Raw genomic sequence first — 15,314 nt, 5'->3', positions numbered from 1 at the left:
GAACTGGCAATTGCCTCAGGGCAGGCATGCCTGCCCTGAGGCCACGAAGCCGGAATTTTCTCGCTCCGGCTGGTCCAAACTTGGGGGCAAGGTCAGAAGCCGGAATTTTCTCGCTCCGGCTGGTCCAAACTTGGGGGCAAGGTCAACCTTGACCTGCGTCCCGAAAACTGGACCGTTTGGAGTGAGAGAATTCTCGGTTAGGCTTTTAAGAGAGAACCGGGAGATCTTGATGAAACGGTCGAAATTCAGCGATCAGCAGATCGCCTTTATTCTGCGGCAAGCTGAAGAGGGCGTGCCCGTTGATGAGGTTTGCCGCAAGGCGGGGATTTCAGTGCAGACCTATTACCTCTGGCGCAAGAAGTATGGCGGCTTGATGCCGTCGGAGATGAAGCGGATGAAGCAGCTGGAGGAGGAGAACCAGCGGCTGAAGCGTCTTGTTGCGGATTTGAGCCTGGACCGGGAAATGTTGCAGGAGGTTGTGCGAAAGAAGCTTTGAAGCCTGCGCAGCGACGCAGATTGGTGGATTGGCTGTGCACGACCTGGCAAGTGAGCATCCGGCGTGCCTGTGGGGCCCTGGACACGGATCGCTCCACCTACCACTACCGATCGCGGCGTCCTTCGCAGGCTTGTTTGAGAAAGCGCATTCGCGAGATCACCGAAACGCGGGTGCGCTATGGCTATCGCCGGGTTCATGTCCTGCTCCGGCGGGAAGGCTGGCGGGTGAATGCCAAACGGGTTTATCGGCTCTACCGGGAGGAAGGGCTTCAGTTGCGCAACAAGACCCCCAAGAGAAAGGTATCTGCAAAATTGCGCCCTCAGCGTCAGCCTATAGGCAGTGCCAACGAGGTCTGGGCGATGGACTTTATGTCCGACCAGCTTTTCGACGGACGTCGTTTACGGGTGTTGACCATCGTCGATGCCTTCACGCGCCTCTGTCCGGCCATTGATGTGCGCCAGAATTACCGGGGGTCGGACGTCGTCGCGACACTGGAGCGGGTCACGGCCATCTATGGCGTGCCCCGAAGCATACGGGTTGACAATGGCCCGGAGTTTGTCAGCAAGGACCTGGACCTTTGGGCCTACATGAAGGGCGTCGAGCTGGACTATTCGCGGCCTGGCAAGCCAACGGACAATGCCTTCTCGGAATCCTTCAACGGCCGTGTGCGGGAGGAGTGCCTGAACGTCTATTGGTTTTTGAGCCTGGCGGATGCACAGTCAAAATGTGAAGCATGGCGACAGGATTACAATGAAGTCCGTCCACACAGTTCCATTGGCGACAAGTCCCCGATGGAACTGGCAATTGCCTCAGGGCAGGCATGCCTGCCCTGAGGCCACGAAGCCGGAATTTTCTCGCTCCGGCTGGTCCAAACTTGGGGGCAAGGTCACCTTGGGTCCGATTCCAGCACCACTTGGAGGATTTTCAAGGGGTCACGTCAAAGTTCCTTCAGCAAATCACTGAAGGATTCGTCAATGCTGGCACTGGGCAGGCCGTCGTCACCGGGTTGGATCTTCCCGTCGACCGACATGCCCCAGACATAGGGAGTCAGATCGAACTGCCAGTTGCTCGAAAGATTTTCCGCCTGTGCAGCTGTGGGCAACAGGCACGGCAGTAGCAGAGCGAGGTAACGCTTTCTGGACATGAGTCAGACACCTTCAGGTGTGGCAAGATCGGGAAGGAGATGTCATCGACCGGAAGGGGGGAGGACCGGTCGATGCCATGGATTAAGGAGCGGTCCTTATCCGTTCAGTTCGTGGCTGCTTTTGGCAGATTGTCACAGTTGCTCTGTACGTCATTGTCGGCGAAAAGGTCGTCCACCCACTTGTGTGCCGCATTGGCCCCGTAGCGCATGGAACCCCGGTGATCGGCCTTGGCGAAGACCTGATAGTTGATGAAGTTCCCGTTCTCGCACAGCTGGCGCACGGTGCTGTCGGTCGCAGGGGGAAGGACAGTGTGATCCATCTTGCCCTGAACGACCATAGCCGGCCGGTCGATCGTCAGGCGACCGGGTTCATTGCTGGCGGCTACGGTCTGGAAACCATCCAGGTCCGGGTTCTCCAGGAACTGTTCGCTAGAGTCGACAGTTGTCCAGTAGCCCTTTGTGGTGGCTGCAGATACACAGTCGTCATGGATCCTGGGTAGGTTGTCGAGGGCGTCCAGTGTCAGGATATCGTAGAGATCGATTTCGGAATGAGTCGTGGCATAGGACTGCAGGATGTAGAGGATATAGGCCAATGCCGGTTGTGGGCTGTCGGACTTGCGCATGGCGTCAAGGCGTTGTGCGAAGTGCGAGGCCGGGGCAAAAGCTACAGTTCCCAGAAAATCATACTGTGGAACATACTCGGGTCCCATGGATGAAGCGAAGAGATCCACCTGGCCACCCTGAGAGTGCCCCATGACAACATAGCGATCACCTAGCTCTGGAACCAACTCGTGGCCGGCGGACAGCATATCGAGAGCACTGCGCCCCGTCGGCACACCCTGCAGGAAGGGTTGATGGTTCACAACGCCCAGTCCCTGATAGTCTGCCGCCACTACGGCATAGCCATCCTTGACGAAGCCATCCAGCAGTTTTGCCATGGCACTGACATAACCATGCTCCGGTCCATCAGAGGTATCGAGCGAGGGCGCGCATTTGGGGTTCATACCCGAGGTGCCGTGCGTCCAGACGATAACGGGCCAACCGCCTTCCGGCGGCTCGCCCTGAGGAACCGAAACGCTGCCGGATAGCGGGATGGGCTGATTGCGATCACTGAGACCATGATAAAGTACCAGGCTGTTTCGGGCGGCACTGGGCAAGGCCATGGTCTTTGAAGAGTCCATTTCACGGCTATAGATCACCTCGCCGCGTTCGCCGGTGGGCAGTGGGTCGGGTGGATCATAGAAAGCTGGTCCTTCGGGCCCTTTCGGCAGGTCCGTGGCGCCTGCTGATGTTGAAAGGGTGACAGCGAGCAGGCAGCTGCCAATGGTCAAAAGGCTCTTGCCGAAGGGCATCTTCATTCTCCACTTCATTGAGGTTGCCATAAATTCAATGTGAATTGTATCGGGAGAGGTTTGCCGTGAAGTCTTAATATACCCTTAAATCTCTGATATATCATAGTTTTGCATATAAGCAGCACCAAACGCACGGACATAGCTGTATGCGAGTTGCCGCTCTTTACATCGTCAAACCACGGATTTCTTCTTGTCCATCTTGATGCCTTTGAAATTACAAGCTGGCGCCTCACCAAGAATGGGCTTGCTAAGTCCATTACCCTGGAATTTCTTGACCCCAAGATCAGTGAGTTTTTCAAGTTGCTCAGGGGTTTCGACGCCCTCGGCGACAAGCTCCAAATTCAGATCATCACAAAGGCGCTTGATGCCCGTAACCAGGATTTGTCGACACTTGTCCCGGTCGAAGCCTTTTACGAGAGTCTTGTCGATCTTGACGATATCTGGAAGAAAATCCGAGAGAACAGATAATCCAGAATAGCCGGATCCGAAGTCATCAATCGCTATTCTAATTCCATCCCTTCTGAATTCATTGATATAGTCGGAAAAATAGGCCAAATCTTCAATTCTTTCATTTTCCGTAACCTCAACAATAAGATCGCTGATTGGAAAACCCAGTTGGTGTGCCTGATGGCATGTTTCTTCCAGACCATGTTTCTTGTCCGTCAATGCCGACGGAGAGGCATTGACACTAAGGGGTGCCTTCAAGTTCCGCTCCAGTGCCATCTCCATGGCTCGCGCTCGACATGAGGAGTCTAAACTCTTTCGCTCAACATCCCGTCCTTTATTCAAGCGAAATACAGCAGCACCTCCATCCCATCGACGCAGCAGGGCTTCATAGGCATAGACATACCCCTCGGCCTCAAGGTCGAAGATCGGCTGAAAGGCCATTGTCAGGTCTTCCGGAAACGCATGTGCCACGACTGCTCCTCCGTAAAAAAAGGCGGGGCGGAGTGCCTTCTTGTCGCTCCGCCCCGCGGGAGAACCTGCTTTTCGTTAGAATTTGAAGCTCAGATTCCCCATGACGCCATGGCTGTGTCCATCATTGGAGTATTGCCCGGAGTAGCTAACACCAAGGCTCGTGCTGTCCGACACGCTCACATCAAGCCCGGTGTTCACCACGGCCGCGTCGCGTGCGAGGGGCGTGCCCGATACATCAAAGCTGGAGCCACCGTTTACGAAGCTCATCGTTGCCTCGGGCGTCTTGTCGCCGAAGGCATGACGCCAGCCCAGCATGCCGTGCGCCGTTATGCTGGTTTCCTCGCCGACAGTGAAGTCGTGAGCAGCCCTCAGGCCAAGTGTGGAGAAGGTTGAACTGGCGTTGAGCCCGTCGGAGCCCAAAGCGGCATCCCCTCCGTCTTCCTCAAAGGACTCGCTGTCGACGTGGACATAAGCCAGGTTGCCGAAGGGCTCCAGGGCCACTCCCCCCGCATTGAAGCCATAGCTGACTTCGCTGAACAGCTGGGTGGTGCTGGCGGTATAATCGGCCGACAACCGCTCGCTCTGCCCCCCGAAGCGGGCCGTCCGCTTGCTATCCACACTGTGCCAGCTGTGGGTTGCGCCAAACTGCAGGCCCAGATTGTCGTACTGGGCCCCTGTGTAGAACCCGGCATGATAGCTATCCACGTCAGCGGAGGAATCGCGGTCGTTCAGGTCATAATCACTCCGGCTGTACCCGCCGAAGAAACCGGCACGCCAGTTGCCGTTGAAACGCGCATCCGCGCCGATCAGCATGCCACCCGTCTTGCGGTCCAGTTCCGACGCATTGTCATCGCCGTCCAGTTGCCCCCAGGACCCGAAGGCCTTGGACCAGACCGCGAAGGGCGTTTCCTTGCCTGCTGACGGCGCATCACCGCTGGCATCGGCCACCTGGATGCTTCCCGACGTATTCGCCAGGGCTTGAAGATCGTTGGAATGGCCGCGCAGCCCCTGGCGCAGGCGAGTGCCGACGGCGCTCCTCAGGTGCGTCGCATCCTCGATCAGTGCCGCCTGTGAACTGGCATAGAGCTCACCGGACAGGCTGTCGAAGTCCTGCTGTAGGCCATCGCCGGATGTTGAAAGCACCAGATCGTTGTAAAGCCGATTGTCCACCGAAAGGTTTTCCATGGCCTCGGCAACGGCCTTCTGGTTCCCGGTATCGGCAAAACCGGCGAAGCTCTCGTCGTTGCGATCAACGCGCACCAGAACCGCATCGCTTCCATAGGTGACGTTGGGCGATCTCAGGAAAAGGTAGTCCTGATCCAGCCCTTCGTCCGCAAAAGTACCGTTGATACCGCCGTCTGCGGTCACGACCGTGTAATCGCTGCCGAGACGCACGCCATCCAGAGGAACGACCTCGAGCGAGCCATCCAGGTTGGCCTGGCCACCAACCGCAACAAGGTCGGACTCGCCCGCCGCATTGACCTCCGCCACATAAAGCGAGGATGGGTCCAGATTCAGATCGCCCGCCACTTCGACTTTGCCGATGGAATTGCCGGGCGTCAGTGTTCCTGCATTGGAAAGGTTGCCACCGACACGCCAGTTCCCGCCAAAGACGGTCTCAGGATCGCTGATGGTGACGGCTCCGCCAACTTCCACAGGGTTCTCTAGTGTACCTCCCGTCGTTGTTGACCCGTTATCCAATGAAACATCGCCGCCGATCCGGACGCCTTCGCCAAAGCTGTAGCTCGACCCTGAGCCAGTCAGGTCACCTTCCACCTCACTGCCGTCGTCGATGACCAGTTCGCTCTCATTCTCGGATACAAACTCCTTGATTCCGAAGAACTCACCAGTCCACTGCGCACCTTCCCTGACGTAGAATACGGTGCCGCCCTCGCCGCTTGTCTCATCCCTGTCGTAGACATTGCCGGCGGCCGTCGAACCTTCACCCAGGGTGAAGATCAGCTCTCCGTTCGCACCGTCCTGCGTACGCTCGACTTCCAGCAGGGTGCCGTTATTCTGGGTCAACTCGGAACCATTGCCGACGAGAATCCCCTGTACCTGTCCCGATTCTTCAAAGCGCGAAACGATCGATTCTTCTGCCGCGGCAACGCTTGTGCCCTCCAATACCACGACACCACCGTCGAGCAGGGAGAGACCCACCCCTTGTTCGGAGGACAGTTCGGAATTGCCGAGATAAAGGACGCTGCCATAACGGGCCGTCGCTGCAATCGCATCCTCGCCATTAACATTCACGCTTCCGTTCCTGAAGATGACGAGACCGGAGGTTTTGGCCCCCCCTTCACCGATACGCGCGCCCGCGCGAAGCCCGATGCTGTCAGTACCTTCCGTAATCACGGTCAAGTTGTCGGCGTTCACGATGCCGGGCAGCGAGTCATATTCGTCATCAAGATCCTCGGTAATATCCCCGAGATCATCCGGAATCTCGACATCAACATCCTCGAGGCTTTCTGGTAAATCCCCTCTGCCCGGAGACAGAAAATCACCGCCCAGAGCTATAATCCCATGAGTTGTTTCGTTTGGAACTTCCGGATTTGGGCCGCCGAGCGCACGATAGGTCCCGCCATCCAGGTTCAAGATGCCGCCATCATAGGCCCAAGCCGCATCTCCGACTTGTCCTGTGGTAGTGATGTCAACATCTGTCGCTTCAATAATGCTGTCTTCGCCCGACGCATAAACACCATATCCCATAAAACCATGCGTTGTGATGGAGCTTTCATTAAGCTCGATTTGGCCTCCATCCAGGGCATAGGCACCATAGGAGCGCTGCCCAAGCGTTTCGATCTCCATGCTATCCGCAACGATTTCTGCATTCGGACCATCTGCAAACAGTGCATAGGCTCTGGCCCCGTCTCCATCCTGGGCGCCCTGGCCTTTATCGTTCGCGGTTACAACGTGCCCCCCATCCAGGGTAATCAGGTTCCGTCCATCTTCGGCACCTTGTGCATGGGCGCCAAATGCCCACTCGCCTTCCGTGTGAATATTGCTGTCCGTAAGATCAATCCGGGCTCCCGCCAAGCCTGTTTTCGGCTTGGCCGGATAATCAGGGTAATGACCGCGATTCTCGGTGTCCGTTACCACGCCTGTCGCTTCATTACCTTTGGTAGTTATAGTAAGATTGCGACCTTCGATTATACTCCTGCTTCCATCATCCAGGGCCACCTCTTCACCATCTAGCAACACCTTATCAAATCGGTAGGCTCGCAGGCCAAAGGCCTCATCACCCTGCGTACTTATGCTTCCCTCACTAAGATCAGCATGACCGCCACTACTGACCATAACACCGCTTGCATTATCGCCTTGGGTGGAAATCTCGAAATCATCCGAAGCTTCCAGATAAGTTCCAGGACCATTTGCCTGCATACCTCCTGAAGCATCGCCTTGCGTTTCGATCTTGCTTCCGATCAGGCGAACAGAAGGTCCAGCTTGCGGGTCTTCACCTGCGTTAAGCTCATACTTGTTCCACGCCACGGCCCCATAGCCGAAGTCCCCTTCGGTCTGGACAGTAACATCATTGGCAGTAATTGTTCCGCTTTCTAGTGCATGGAAAGCATAGCCGCGCTCACCTGTCGTGTGCATACGACCTCTATTAATTGTAATCTCTGCTCCATCATGAACCCGAGCAGCGTTAGTGCTATTACTTCCGCCCTCACCAGAACCATGCACAGTCACATTAACATCTGTTAAAGTGACATTGGCCCCATCAACCGCTTGAACGCCATGAGCGCGTAAGCCTGTTGTATCAATTGCACCCTGATCTATTTCTACAACAGAACCAGAACCCGCGTATAAACCGCTTGAGCTCTCACCTTCCGTTGCGATTTCAAGGTCCTGCGCTTCGAGAATACTTGCAACGGAATCTTCATAGTAATTTCTTATCTCAATTCCATGTGCGTGCGTTCCACCGCCAAGGGTTTTGGCTGTCACATTCTCCAATATAAACTGTCCACCATCCATCGCTTTTAGGGCATAATTTTCCCCGTTACCTTCGGTTGTGATTGTGCTGTCCTTGAGAGAAATCAGACTTTCAGCCTCTCCAGGACCTCCATAGGCGTATGCCCCAAAAACCCTATTGTCTGAATGAGATGTTACTGAAATCCCATCAGCTTCAATTTCTCCATCAGCCAAAGTTTGAATGCCGTACGGTCCATTTCCATCTCCCACGGTGCGGGTAGTGATGTCCGTTCCCTGATCAAGAAGAACATATCCACCATTACCTGCTCCAACCCCCCTGCTCGGATTAGCTGAAGTGTAACCGCTTTCAATATCTATCGTGACACCACTGGCCGTAATCTCACTTCCTTCACCATCTGCACCAAGTGCCGTTCCTACTGGATTTGTATTAGATGGCTGCGGGTTTGCGATAATTGATCCGCCTTGTAGTTCCAGAGTCCCGCCATCTAGAGCACGCACGTTAGCGCTGCCAACAGAGCCGCCACCATCCTCACCTGATAACTCAGCGTCCGTCAAAGTCGCGGTCCCTTTTACCGTTAAGGGACCAGCCCCGGTACCAGTAGCGGATACTTTTGCGTTATCGCCAGTCAACGCTCCACCGGCTTTGACTTCGACTGTATCGTAGTCTTCTTCACTGATATTGATACTTTGCCCATCCTCAACGACAAGATTTTGAGCTTGAACCTGAGCAACAATCACGCCAATACCAAGTATAGTAACCAGAGGCAAGGCCGTACTTGCCAGTAAGCGCACATTTGAATTTTTCTTATTAAACTTCTGAATGGTCTTTATTTCTGGATAATTAAACATCATTTCCTGCTCCCCCTTCACTTTCTTTCTTCCTCTTTGGATACTTCCTCTTTCGCTTGGATCGAATCCAACCAAGGAGTCGTCTTTAGGTGTGTCGATGACTTTGGAAATTCTGGCAGCAGTGCTTTCATAAGATCCGAAAGCACCAAAAGGCTTGGTGGCTTTGATATCTTCGCCAGCGCGCCGCTCTCATCCTCGACCGGCAGCGCCGAGCCAGGCTTGTAAGGTCTGCTGCTCAGAAGAATTATTTTTGCTGTAGGATCGAGTTGGATGATTTGCCTGCACAATCGGTCGCTGCCGCCGCGACCTGGTGCGTCAGAATCAATGAGTATTAATGGCGGCTTGAGCTCATGCACCATGGCAAGGCCGGCACTGGTATCCGGCGCTTCAGCCATTGAGATGCCCAAGGCCTTCAAGTTCTGTCGGATTTTTTCCGCGGTGAAAGGATCACCATCAACGACGAGAACGTCAGGGCCTCCCCGCCCTTTCACCGGAACGTCCCCGCTTCGGATAAGGAGCACTGTGCCAGGCCGCAATCAGCGGTTTTCCAGGAAATGCCGCCAAGACTTAGCCCCTTGATCAGTATCGATTCCAATCTGGCGGTAGCGGCTCTACCCTCTCGCCTCTGTGAGCGCAAAAGGGCTCCTTTTTGCGTCATCTGAATTGACTCCTACACGGTGTTGACTTTGGTTAATGTCAGGAAAATTTTTCATTTAAAATCAGTAAATGCAATTCATGGCTGCTATGTCTGACACAGACTTGACACAAGCCAGGCATAATGTCAAAAGGTTACAAATATATTCCATGGATACACACGTGTATTCAAAAATTGTAAGCAACCTAACAGTGCTTTTTCATCTACATCTTATGAGTGAATCAAGTAGTCAGAATCATGAAGCTTGGATATGCGCGCGTTTCGACGGAAGAACAGTCTCTTGACTTGCAGCGAAGCGCCCTGCGAAAGGCTGGCTGCACTGAGATATTCGAGGATCATGGGATCTCGGGTTCAAGCTTTAGACGGCCAGGACTGGAATCTGCCCTGAATGCGCTTTCACCAGGGGACACATTCATAGTCTGGAAACTGGACCGGCTTGGCCGCTCGCTGCTGAATCTGGTGGAGGTCATTAACGACTTTGCCCAGAGGGACATTGCCTTCAAATCCCTGACAGAGAGCATTGACACGGACTCTCCAGGCGGCCGATTAATATTTCACATGATGGCCGCCCTGGCAGAATTCGAGCGTTCCCTGATCAGCGAACGCACACGAGCGGGTATGCAGGAAGCCAAGAAGCAAGGTCGGCACCTTGGGCGTCCCTTTGCCCTGAGTCAGGATCAACAGGATGCTGTGCGATACGATATACTCGTACTCAACAAGTCAACTTCAGAGGTTGCCAAATCCATGAATGTACACCCAAGAACGATCACGCGCCTTATGGAACGAGACACGGAAGTAGCAATCACTCAAAATTCCTGAGTAGATATTAACTGCTGCCATGATAGCACCCTTGAATTATACACTCCTTCAGTTCGGTAAAACCGTATTGAAAGTAGAAATCTTCCGAATAATAGGTATTTAGTCCCAAGATTTTATAGTGAAGGTTTGAACTGAATTGCTTTGGGCTCTTTCGCAATCCTTGGCGAGGCGCCGATTGCAGTTGAGCCATACCAGTGTTCGTTCAACGACCCAGAGTCGGAGCAACACCTAGAAACCGCTTGCGGTATCGCTGCGCCGCATGATCTGAAGGGTCCATTGTCCCAGACGCTCGAGCGCACCCATGAGCTTGGCTCCGCCTTAGGCGGCATCGGCGAACAGGTGGCGCACCCGGGGATAGGCACGGCGCATGACTGCCAGCAGGTCGGGGCGCCGTCACGATCCTGGATACCGGCAGAATGCACAATACGGAGATCAACATGCCGCCGGTATCGGTGAGGATATGTCGTTTCCGGCCCTTCACCTTTTTGCCCGCATCGAAGCCGCGGATACTTTAATCGCCTGCTCCGGACAGCCTTGCAATCCTGGCCCTTTTTGATCAGGCCGTATTAGCCAAAGCTGGATTTTGTCAGCTCCAGGGCAGGAGGGCATTGATTTGATTGAAGGGATGATCGTTACTACAGAACAGAGCATCTGCCAGGTAGGCTTGCTAGATGTGTCTGTACAGCTTCGCCATTTCGGTCAGCATCATGGTATCAGTCAAGGCCTCTCCGCCCGCGCTGGAGTCATGATTATATTATGTACCGAGCACGTTTAGCGCGAATATGTTCTTGACCAAGCCATAAAAGAGAGGGACCTTGAGCCTTCCAACTCGCCTGCTTTTCAACGCGCTTTTACGGTGATGAAAGTTGGAATGATTGAGGTATACGCTGATTCAATGCATGATTTGTAATCAGTAGGTCGCGGGTTCGACTCCTGCAGCCGGCACCATTTTTTCTTATTTATCATTATTTTATAGGCGTTCTGCTAAAAATAGCGCCTCTCCAAATTCTGTTTGGAAGCATATTGGAAATAAGGTGACACCAAAGTGTCACCCAGACGTTCCTGGACACCGTCGCTCGAGTACCCTGTTGTACAGCAGGAAATTACCAGCGGCTGGTTGTGAACTTATAACAACGGAGGGCCCAACATAGGCATTGGCGCCCCCTGTCCCGGAAACTGAGTATCGCCGCGTAAGCTCCAACGATACGCCCCACCAAAACGGGGAAGATTATCAGCCGAATTCGCAGCCAGAAGTTTCCCAGAACATGAACCGGCGGGGTGGATGGAAGACCCTATTCCCCATGCGGGATATCGATCCGGCAAGTTGTTTTTTATGAACTTGATGCCCTGAACGCGACCAAAATTTGCAAGAAAACGGGAGCGCGAGAGATGTCCTACATCCGCTTCGGCCTGATGGTCCTCACCTCCACCGTGGTGATGTTCGTCCTGATGTATCTGAATACCTATGCCTGGGAGCACCTCTTCTTCTCGGAGACGCGCACCTACATGGCGATCATGATGGGGGCGACCATGGCCGTCATCATGCTTGCCTACATGCTGGGCATGTACTCGAACAAGCGGCTCAACATTGCGATCTTCCTGGGGGCGGTCATCGTGTTCGCGCTGTCGCTCTGGCTCGTCCGCAGCCAGGTCACCGTTTCGGGTCCGAGCTACATGCGCGCGATGATTCCGCACCACTCGATTGCGGTCATGACCTCCGAACGCGCGCAGATCCGTGACCCGCGCGTGCGCAAACTGGCCGACGAGATCATCGCGGCGCAGCGGCGCGAGATCGCCGAAATGCGCCACCTGATTGCAGAGGTCTCCTTTGGAAACGTCGTCGAGAGCATCTACCAGGATCCGCCGGCCGAGCCCGGCACCGTCGAGAACGCACTTTCGAACACCCTCATAAGCCAACTCGACCTCGCGCCGATGCCGGAGGCCGAGGCTGATCAGGTGCTCGAAGCGGCTGCTTCCTGCAGGTTCAACCGCAGCCCTGAAACCGATCCGGTCCTCTGGGCGAGCGAAGGGGGTGCTGCCGCAATGAAATTGAACGGCGTCCTGATTGCTCTGGAAACAGCCGCCGAACCGCAGGAGGGCGCCGCGACCTTCTCGGCGCCCGGCACAACGGTCACCGTCCGGACGCTCGGCGACGAGGCAGACTGGCGCCAGAAAGCGGAGCTCGTTTTCGAGCTCGATCAAGGCCTGAGCGTGGGCTATCGCGGCTTCTACGATTGCAGCCAAAACTGACGATCGAAACCCGTAAAGCCCAGATCGACAATGACTGTATCAAGACCCACTTCTTCGCCAAATCTGGCCAGTATATCTTGATTGCCGTGGGTGTTGGTGGCTCCGATATGTCCCCGGAGGTGCGCGCTCATGCATGCGACCCCTTCTTCACCACGAAGGCTACCGGTGAAGGGACCGGACTGGATCTATCCATGGTTTACGGTTTCGTGGAACAGACCAAAGGCCATATCAACGTCTACAGCGAGTTGGTCGAAGGTACGACGGTCAAGCTGCACTTTCCCTGCGACAGCTTCGACGACGAGGCCGAAAGCAGACGCACAATCGAGAAAGCCTCTCAAGAGGGCACGGCACGCATTCTGGTTGTCGAGAACGAGATGCTGGTGCGCGAAACCCTTGACAATATGGGCTGAAGCCACTTCGAAGGGGCCAAGACGCCAACCACTGTTCAGGGTATCATTGTGATTCAGGGGCAACCAAATGGCAGGAAGTGAATGGTTCCTGCCGTCACCGGACAATGCCGAAGCAACCTCCGCGCGATTGCGCCTCTTCTGCTTTCCCTTTGCCGGAGGGGGAGCCGCCGTCTATCGTCCCTGGCGCGGCAAGCTGACTGCCGACATCGAGCTCGTCCCGGTGTGCCTGCCAGGGCGCGAGCATCGCTTCGGCGAAGCGGCCCACGACACGATCGAGGAACTGGTCGCGGACCTGGCCGACGTGATTCGTCCCATGACAACCCTACCCTATGCGTTTTTCGGCTATTCCATGGGGGGCATGATCGCTCACCATCTGGCCTGCCGCGTGATGGCCGATGGCGGGCGCAGCCCCGAACATCTTTTCATCGCTGCCCTGCGAAGCCCGAACATAACGGCACCGCGCCGACAGCTTCATTCGTTGCCATCGGACGAATTCTGGGCCGAGGTCGCCGCATATGGCGCGACACCCGCCGAGATTCTTGAGAATGACCAGTATCGCGCCCTCTTCGAGCCATTCCTGCGTGCCGATTTCAAGCTGGCGCAGACGGCGCACTCGGCCGACCTCCCCCCTCTGGACTGTCCGATCACCGTCTTCGGTGGCGCAAATGACACCAACCCGACTCCGGCAGAACTGGATGACTGGAAGCAGGCTACGACAGGCCCGTTCGAGAAGAATATCTACCCCGGTGGCCATTTCTTCATGAAGCAGCACGAGGAATCGATCCTCGCCCTCATGACTGAAAAACTCAGCACACCTCCGGTTACCGATGAAAGGGCCGGCTACTCCCGGACTTCGTCGAACTGACCGTCCCGGACATGATAGATCCGGTCGGCAATATGAAACCACCGGTCATCGTGGGTGACACAAATCAGGATCTTGCCCTGCTCGCGCAGGCTGGGCAGGAGTTCCTCATAGAAGACTGCGCGGAAATGCGGATCCTGGTCCGCCGCCCATTCATCAAGCACCAGGATCGGTTTTTCTTCCAGCTGTGCGGCGATCAGGGCAAGGCGTTTTCTCTGCCCCTGTGACAGGGCGGTGGTCGAGAAGGCATTGCCTTCAAGTGTCACCTTGTGATCGACCTCCATCTGCCGGATCAGGTCATCGACACGCTCAGGATCGATCGGATCGATCCCGTATAGTTCGCCAAACAGGTGATAGCCCGAAAGGACGGTTGCGAAGCGATCCCGATAGTCTTGCAGCTTCTCGACCGGAACGGCATGGCCGTTCACCATGATCTCGCCGCTGTCGACCGGGCGCAAGCCGGTCAGCAGGGCGATTATCGTTGACTTGCCTGAACCGTTGCCACCCGTGATGAAGGTAATCTCGCCAGACTTGTAGCGCGCATTCAGGGGGCCAACCCCGAAACCGCCGGTCGGCCCCGGATAGGTAAAGCGCACATCCTTGAGCGCAATTTCCTGGATATCCTGAAAGCGCTGCGAGGACCCAGCGAGCGCCTCATCCGCTTCGGCCCCGGTTTCGGCGCGTTGCTGCTCCAGCGCTTCGCCAAGCCGGGTTTCAAGTTCGGTGATCTTCGAAATGGCGGCATCGGCATCGTTGAAACTCGGCACCGCCATGATGGTGGAACCGATCGGACCCAGAAGAAACAGGGTCGCCGTTGCCGTTTGCACGGCGACATCGTGATAATCCGTGGTGAAGTTCGGAACGATGAACACCATCGCGGCCATCATGAAGTAGAAGGCCAGCTGAATGCTCGCCGTCTCCCGCGACCACTGGGTCTTGGTCGCCGATTTGGTGTCACGTGCCCGGCCTGAGCGCTCGTTCAACTGTGCAAGCAGCGCATCACGCCTCAGGTTGTTCATCTTGACCTCCTTGAAGCCATCAAGAAGGTCGCTTAGCCCGCCGAACAGCTTGCCCTCGTCCTCCACGGCGGCGCGGGTGGCTGAATTGATCCGGCGAACCCGATGCAAGTGGATGCCAACGGCCAGAACGGCAAGGACCCCGACGATGACAAAGGCGAACAGCGACAGCCATGCCAGGTAGAGACTGACAAAGACGATGAGCACTAGCTGCTGCACGCCGTTCAGCATCATCGGCAGGGCATTCGAGATGGTCTGCATCTCCTGCGTCATGGCGGCCTGGACGGGCCCCTGCCCTACGGACTCCAGAACCTCCGGCCCGGATTTGCGCACACGGTCGAACAGCCTTGTCCGTAATTCATGCAGGATCCGCTCGACCTCGGCCGAGACGAGAACATCGGCCTTGTGCTGTGCCCAGATGAAGCCGAGCAGCGAAATCCCCATCAGGCTCATCAACCGCGGACTGACCTCGCCGCTCTGGGCTTGTTCGGAGGCGAGATTGACGACCACCAGGACCATGGTCGTCGAGATCGCCGCCATGATCAGCAGCACGACAACGGTCCTGAGATCAATCCGCGCGCGGGAGCGGAGGATGTCGAACAGCCGCATG

The 15,314-nt window shown here is 55.7% G+C and carries 11 protein-coding genes and 1 pseudogene; 5 read left to right on the top strand and 7 right to left on the bottom strand.

Features of this window, described 5'->3' with window-relative positions:
- Window positions 1-229 precede the first annotated feature (229 nt).
- A protein-coding gene (locus BP38_RS0109700; RefSeq protein ID WP_155992339.1) for an IS3 family transposase occupies window positions 230-1,329 on the top strand; the annotation gives its coding sequence in 2 pieces (ribosomal slippage) (window positions 230-491 and window positions 491-1,329; 1,101 coding nt in all).
- Between the two features lie 104 nt (window positions 1,330-1,433).
- Here BP38_RS0109700 and BP38_RS0109695 read toward each other — a convergent pair.
- The 5 genes from BP38_RS0109695 to BP38_RS0109670 all read right to left on the bottom strand — a co-directional run bounded on the left by BP38_RS0109695 (window position 1,434) and on the right by BP38_RS0109670 (window position 9,183).
- Window positions 1,434-1,640, bottom strand: a complete 207-nt coding sequence (locus tag BP38_RS0109695; protein ID WP_026987564.1) for a hypothetical protein — start codon at window positions 1,638-1,640, stop codon at window positions 1,434-1,436.
- Between the two features lie 104 nt (window positions 1,641-1,744).
- A complete protein-coding gene (locus BP38_RS19995) occupies window positions 1,745-2,998 on the bottom strand; it encodes an alpha/beta fold hydrolase (protein WP_051609191.1) in 1,254 nt (417 codons plus the stop codon).
- A 165-nt stretch (window positions 2,999-3,163) separates the two neighbouring features.
- On the bottom strand, window positions 3,164-3,910 hold the full coding sequence (locus BP38_RS19990) for an EAL domain-containing protein (protein WP_155992337.1): 747 nt from the start codon (window positions 3,908-3,910) through the stop codon (window positions 3,164-3,166).
- A gap of 75 nt (window positions 3,911-3,985) precedes the next feature.
- Complete coding sequence (locus tag BP38_RS22225; protein ID WP_155992335.1) at window positions 3,986-8,713, bottom strand: autotransporter domain-containing protein; 4,728 nt, start codon at window positions 8,711-8,713, stop codon at window positions 3,986-3,988.
- Window positions 8,710-9,183 carry a response regulator gene (locus tag BP38_RS0109670; protein WP_162175146.1) on the bottom strand — a complete coding sequence of 158 codons (474 nt, stop codon included), beginning with the start codon at window positions 9,181-9,183 and terminating at the stop codon, window positions 8,710-8,712. The genes BP38_RS22225 and BP38_RS0109670 overlap by 4 nt, the downstream gene beginning before the upstream one ends.
- Window positions 9,184-9,584: 401 nt before the next feature.
- Between BP38_RS0109670 and BP38_RS0109665 the strand changes: the two genes are divergently transcribed.
- Window positions 9,585-10,166 carry a recombinase family protein gene (locus BP38_RS0109665; RefSeq protein WP_026987561.1) on the top strand — a complete coding sequence of 194 codons (582 nt, stop codon included), beginning with the start codon at window positions 9,585-9,587 and terminating at the stop codon, window positions 10,164-10,166.
- A 150-nt stretch (window positions 10,167-10,316) separates the two neighbouring features.
- On the opposite strand, the pseudogene BP38_RS23110 reads toward BP38_RS0109665, so the two are convergent.
- Window positions 10,317-10,671: pseudogene (locus BP38_RS23110) on the bottom strand (transposase); the annotation flags it as partial.
- A gap of 884 nt (window positions 10,672-11,555) precedes the next feature.
- On the opposite strand from BP38_RS23110, the gene BP38_RS0109660 reads away from it, so the two are divergent.
- From BP38_RS0109660 to BP38_RS19985, 3 genes are all read left to right on the top strand, one after another.
- Window positions 11,556-12,416, top strand: a complete 861-nt coding sequence (locus BP38_RS0109660) for a DUF6692 family protein (RefSeq protein ID WP_026987560.1) — start codon at window positions 11,556-11,558, stop codon at window positions 12,414-12,416.
- Window positions 12,401-12,826 (top strand): ATP-binding protein, encoded by a 426-nt coding sequence (locus BP38_RS23205; RefSeq protein WP_026987559.1) that lies wholly within the window; start codon window positions 12,401-12,403, stop codon window positions 12,824-12,826. The genes BP38_RS0109660 and BP38_RS23205 overlap by 16 nt, the downstream gene beginning before the upstream one ends.
- A 67-nt stretch (window positions 12,827-12,893) precedes the next feature.
- Window positions 12,894-13,691: a thioesterase II family protein gene (locus BP38_RS19985; RefSeq protein ID WP_051609188.1), complete on the top strand. Its 798-nt coding sequence runs from the start codon at window positions 12,894-12,896 to the stop codon at window positions 13,689-13,691.
- Here BP38_RS19985 and BP38_RS0109645 read toward each other — a convergent pair.
- Complete coding sequence (locus BP38_RS0109645; protein ID WP_026987558.1) at window positions 13,667-15,313, bottom strand: cyclic peptide export ABC transporter; 1,647 nt, start codon at window positions 15,311-15,313, stop codon at window positions 13,667-13,669. The genes BP38_RS19985 and BP38_RS0109645 overlap by 25 nt on opposite strands.
- Between the last annotated feature and the right edge of the window lies 1 nt (window position 15,314).

It is taken from the genome of Fodinicurvata fenggangensis DSM 21160, from assembly GCF_000686045.1.
GTDB classification, from domain to species: domain Bacteria; phylum Pseudomonadota; class Alphaproteobacteria; order Kiloniellales; family DSM-21159; genus Fodinicurvata; species Fodinicurvata fenggangensis.
This window is presented reverse-complemented; position numbering and strand designations above follow the sequence as displayed.

Bases quoted from the DNA above. Each gene is read 5' to 3' on its own strand.
- BP38_RS0109665 (WP_026987561.1), top strand. From the start codon at position 9,585: ATGAAGCTTGGATATGCGCGCGTTTCGACGGAAGAACAGTCTCTTGAC.
- BP38_RS19985 (WP_051609188.1), top strand. From the start codon at position 12,894: ATGGCAGGAAGTGAATGGTTCCTGCCGTCACCGGACAATGCCGAAGCA.
- BP38_RS0109645 (WP_026987558.1), bottom strand. From the start codon at position 15,313: ATGCGGCTGTTCGACATCCTCCGCTCCCGCGCGCGGATTGATCTCAGG.
- BP38_RS0109695 (WP_026987564.1), bottom strand. From the start codon at position 1,640: ATGTCCAGAAAGCGTTACCTCGCTCTGCTACTGCCGTGCCTGTTGCCC.
- BP38_RS19995 (WP_051609191.1), bottom strand. From the start codon at position 2,998: ATGAAGATGCCCTTCGGCAAGAGCCTTTTGACCATTGGCAGCTGCCTG.
- BP38_RS0109660 (WP_026987560.1), top strand. From the start codon at position 11,556: ATGTCCTACATCCGCTTCGGCCTGATGGTCCTCACCTCCACCGTGGTG.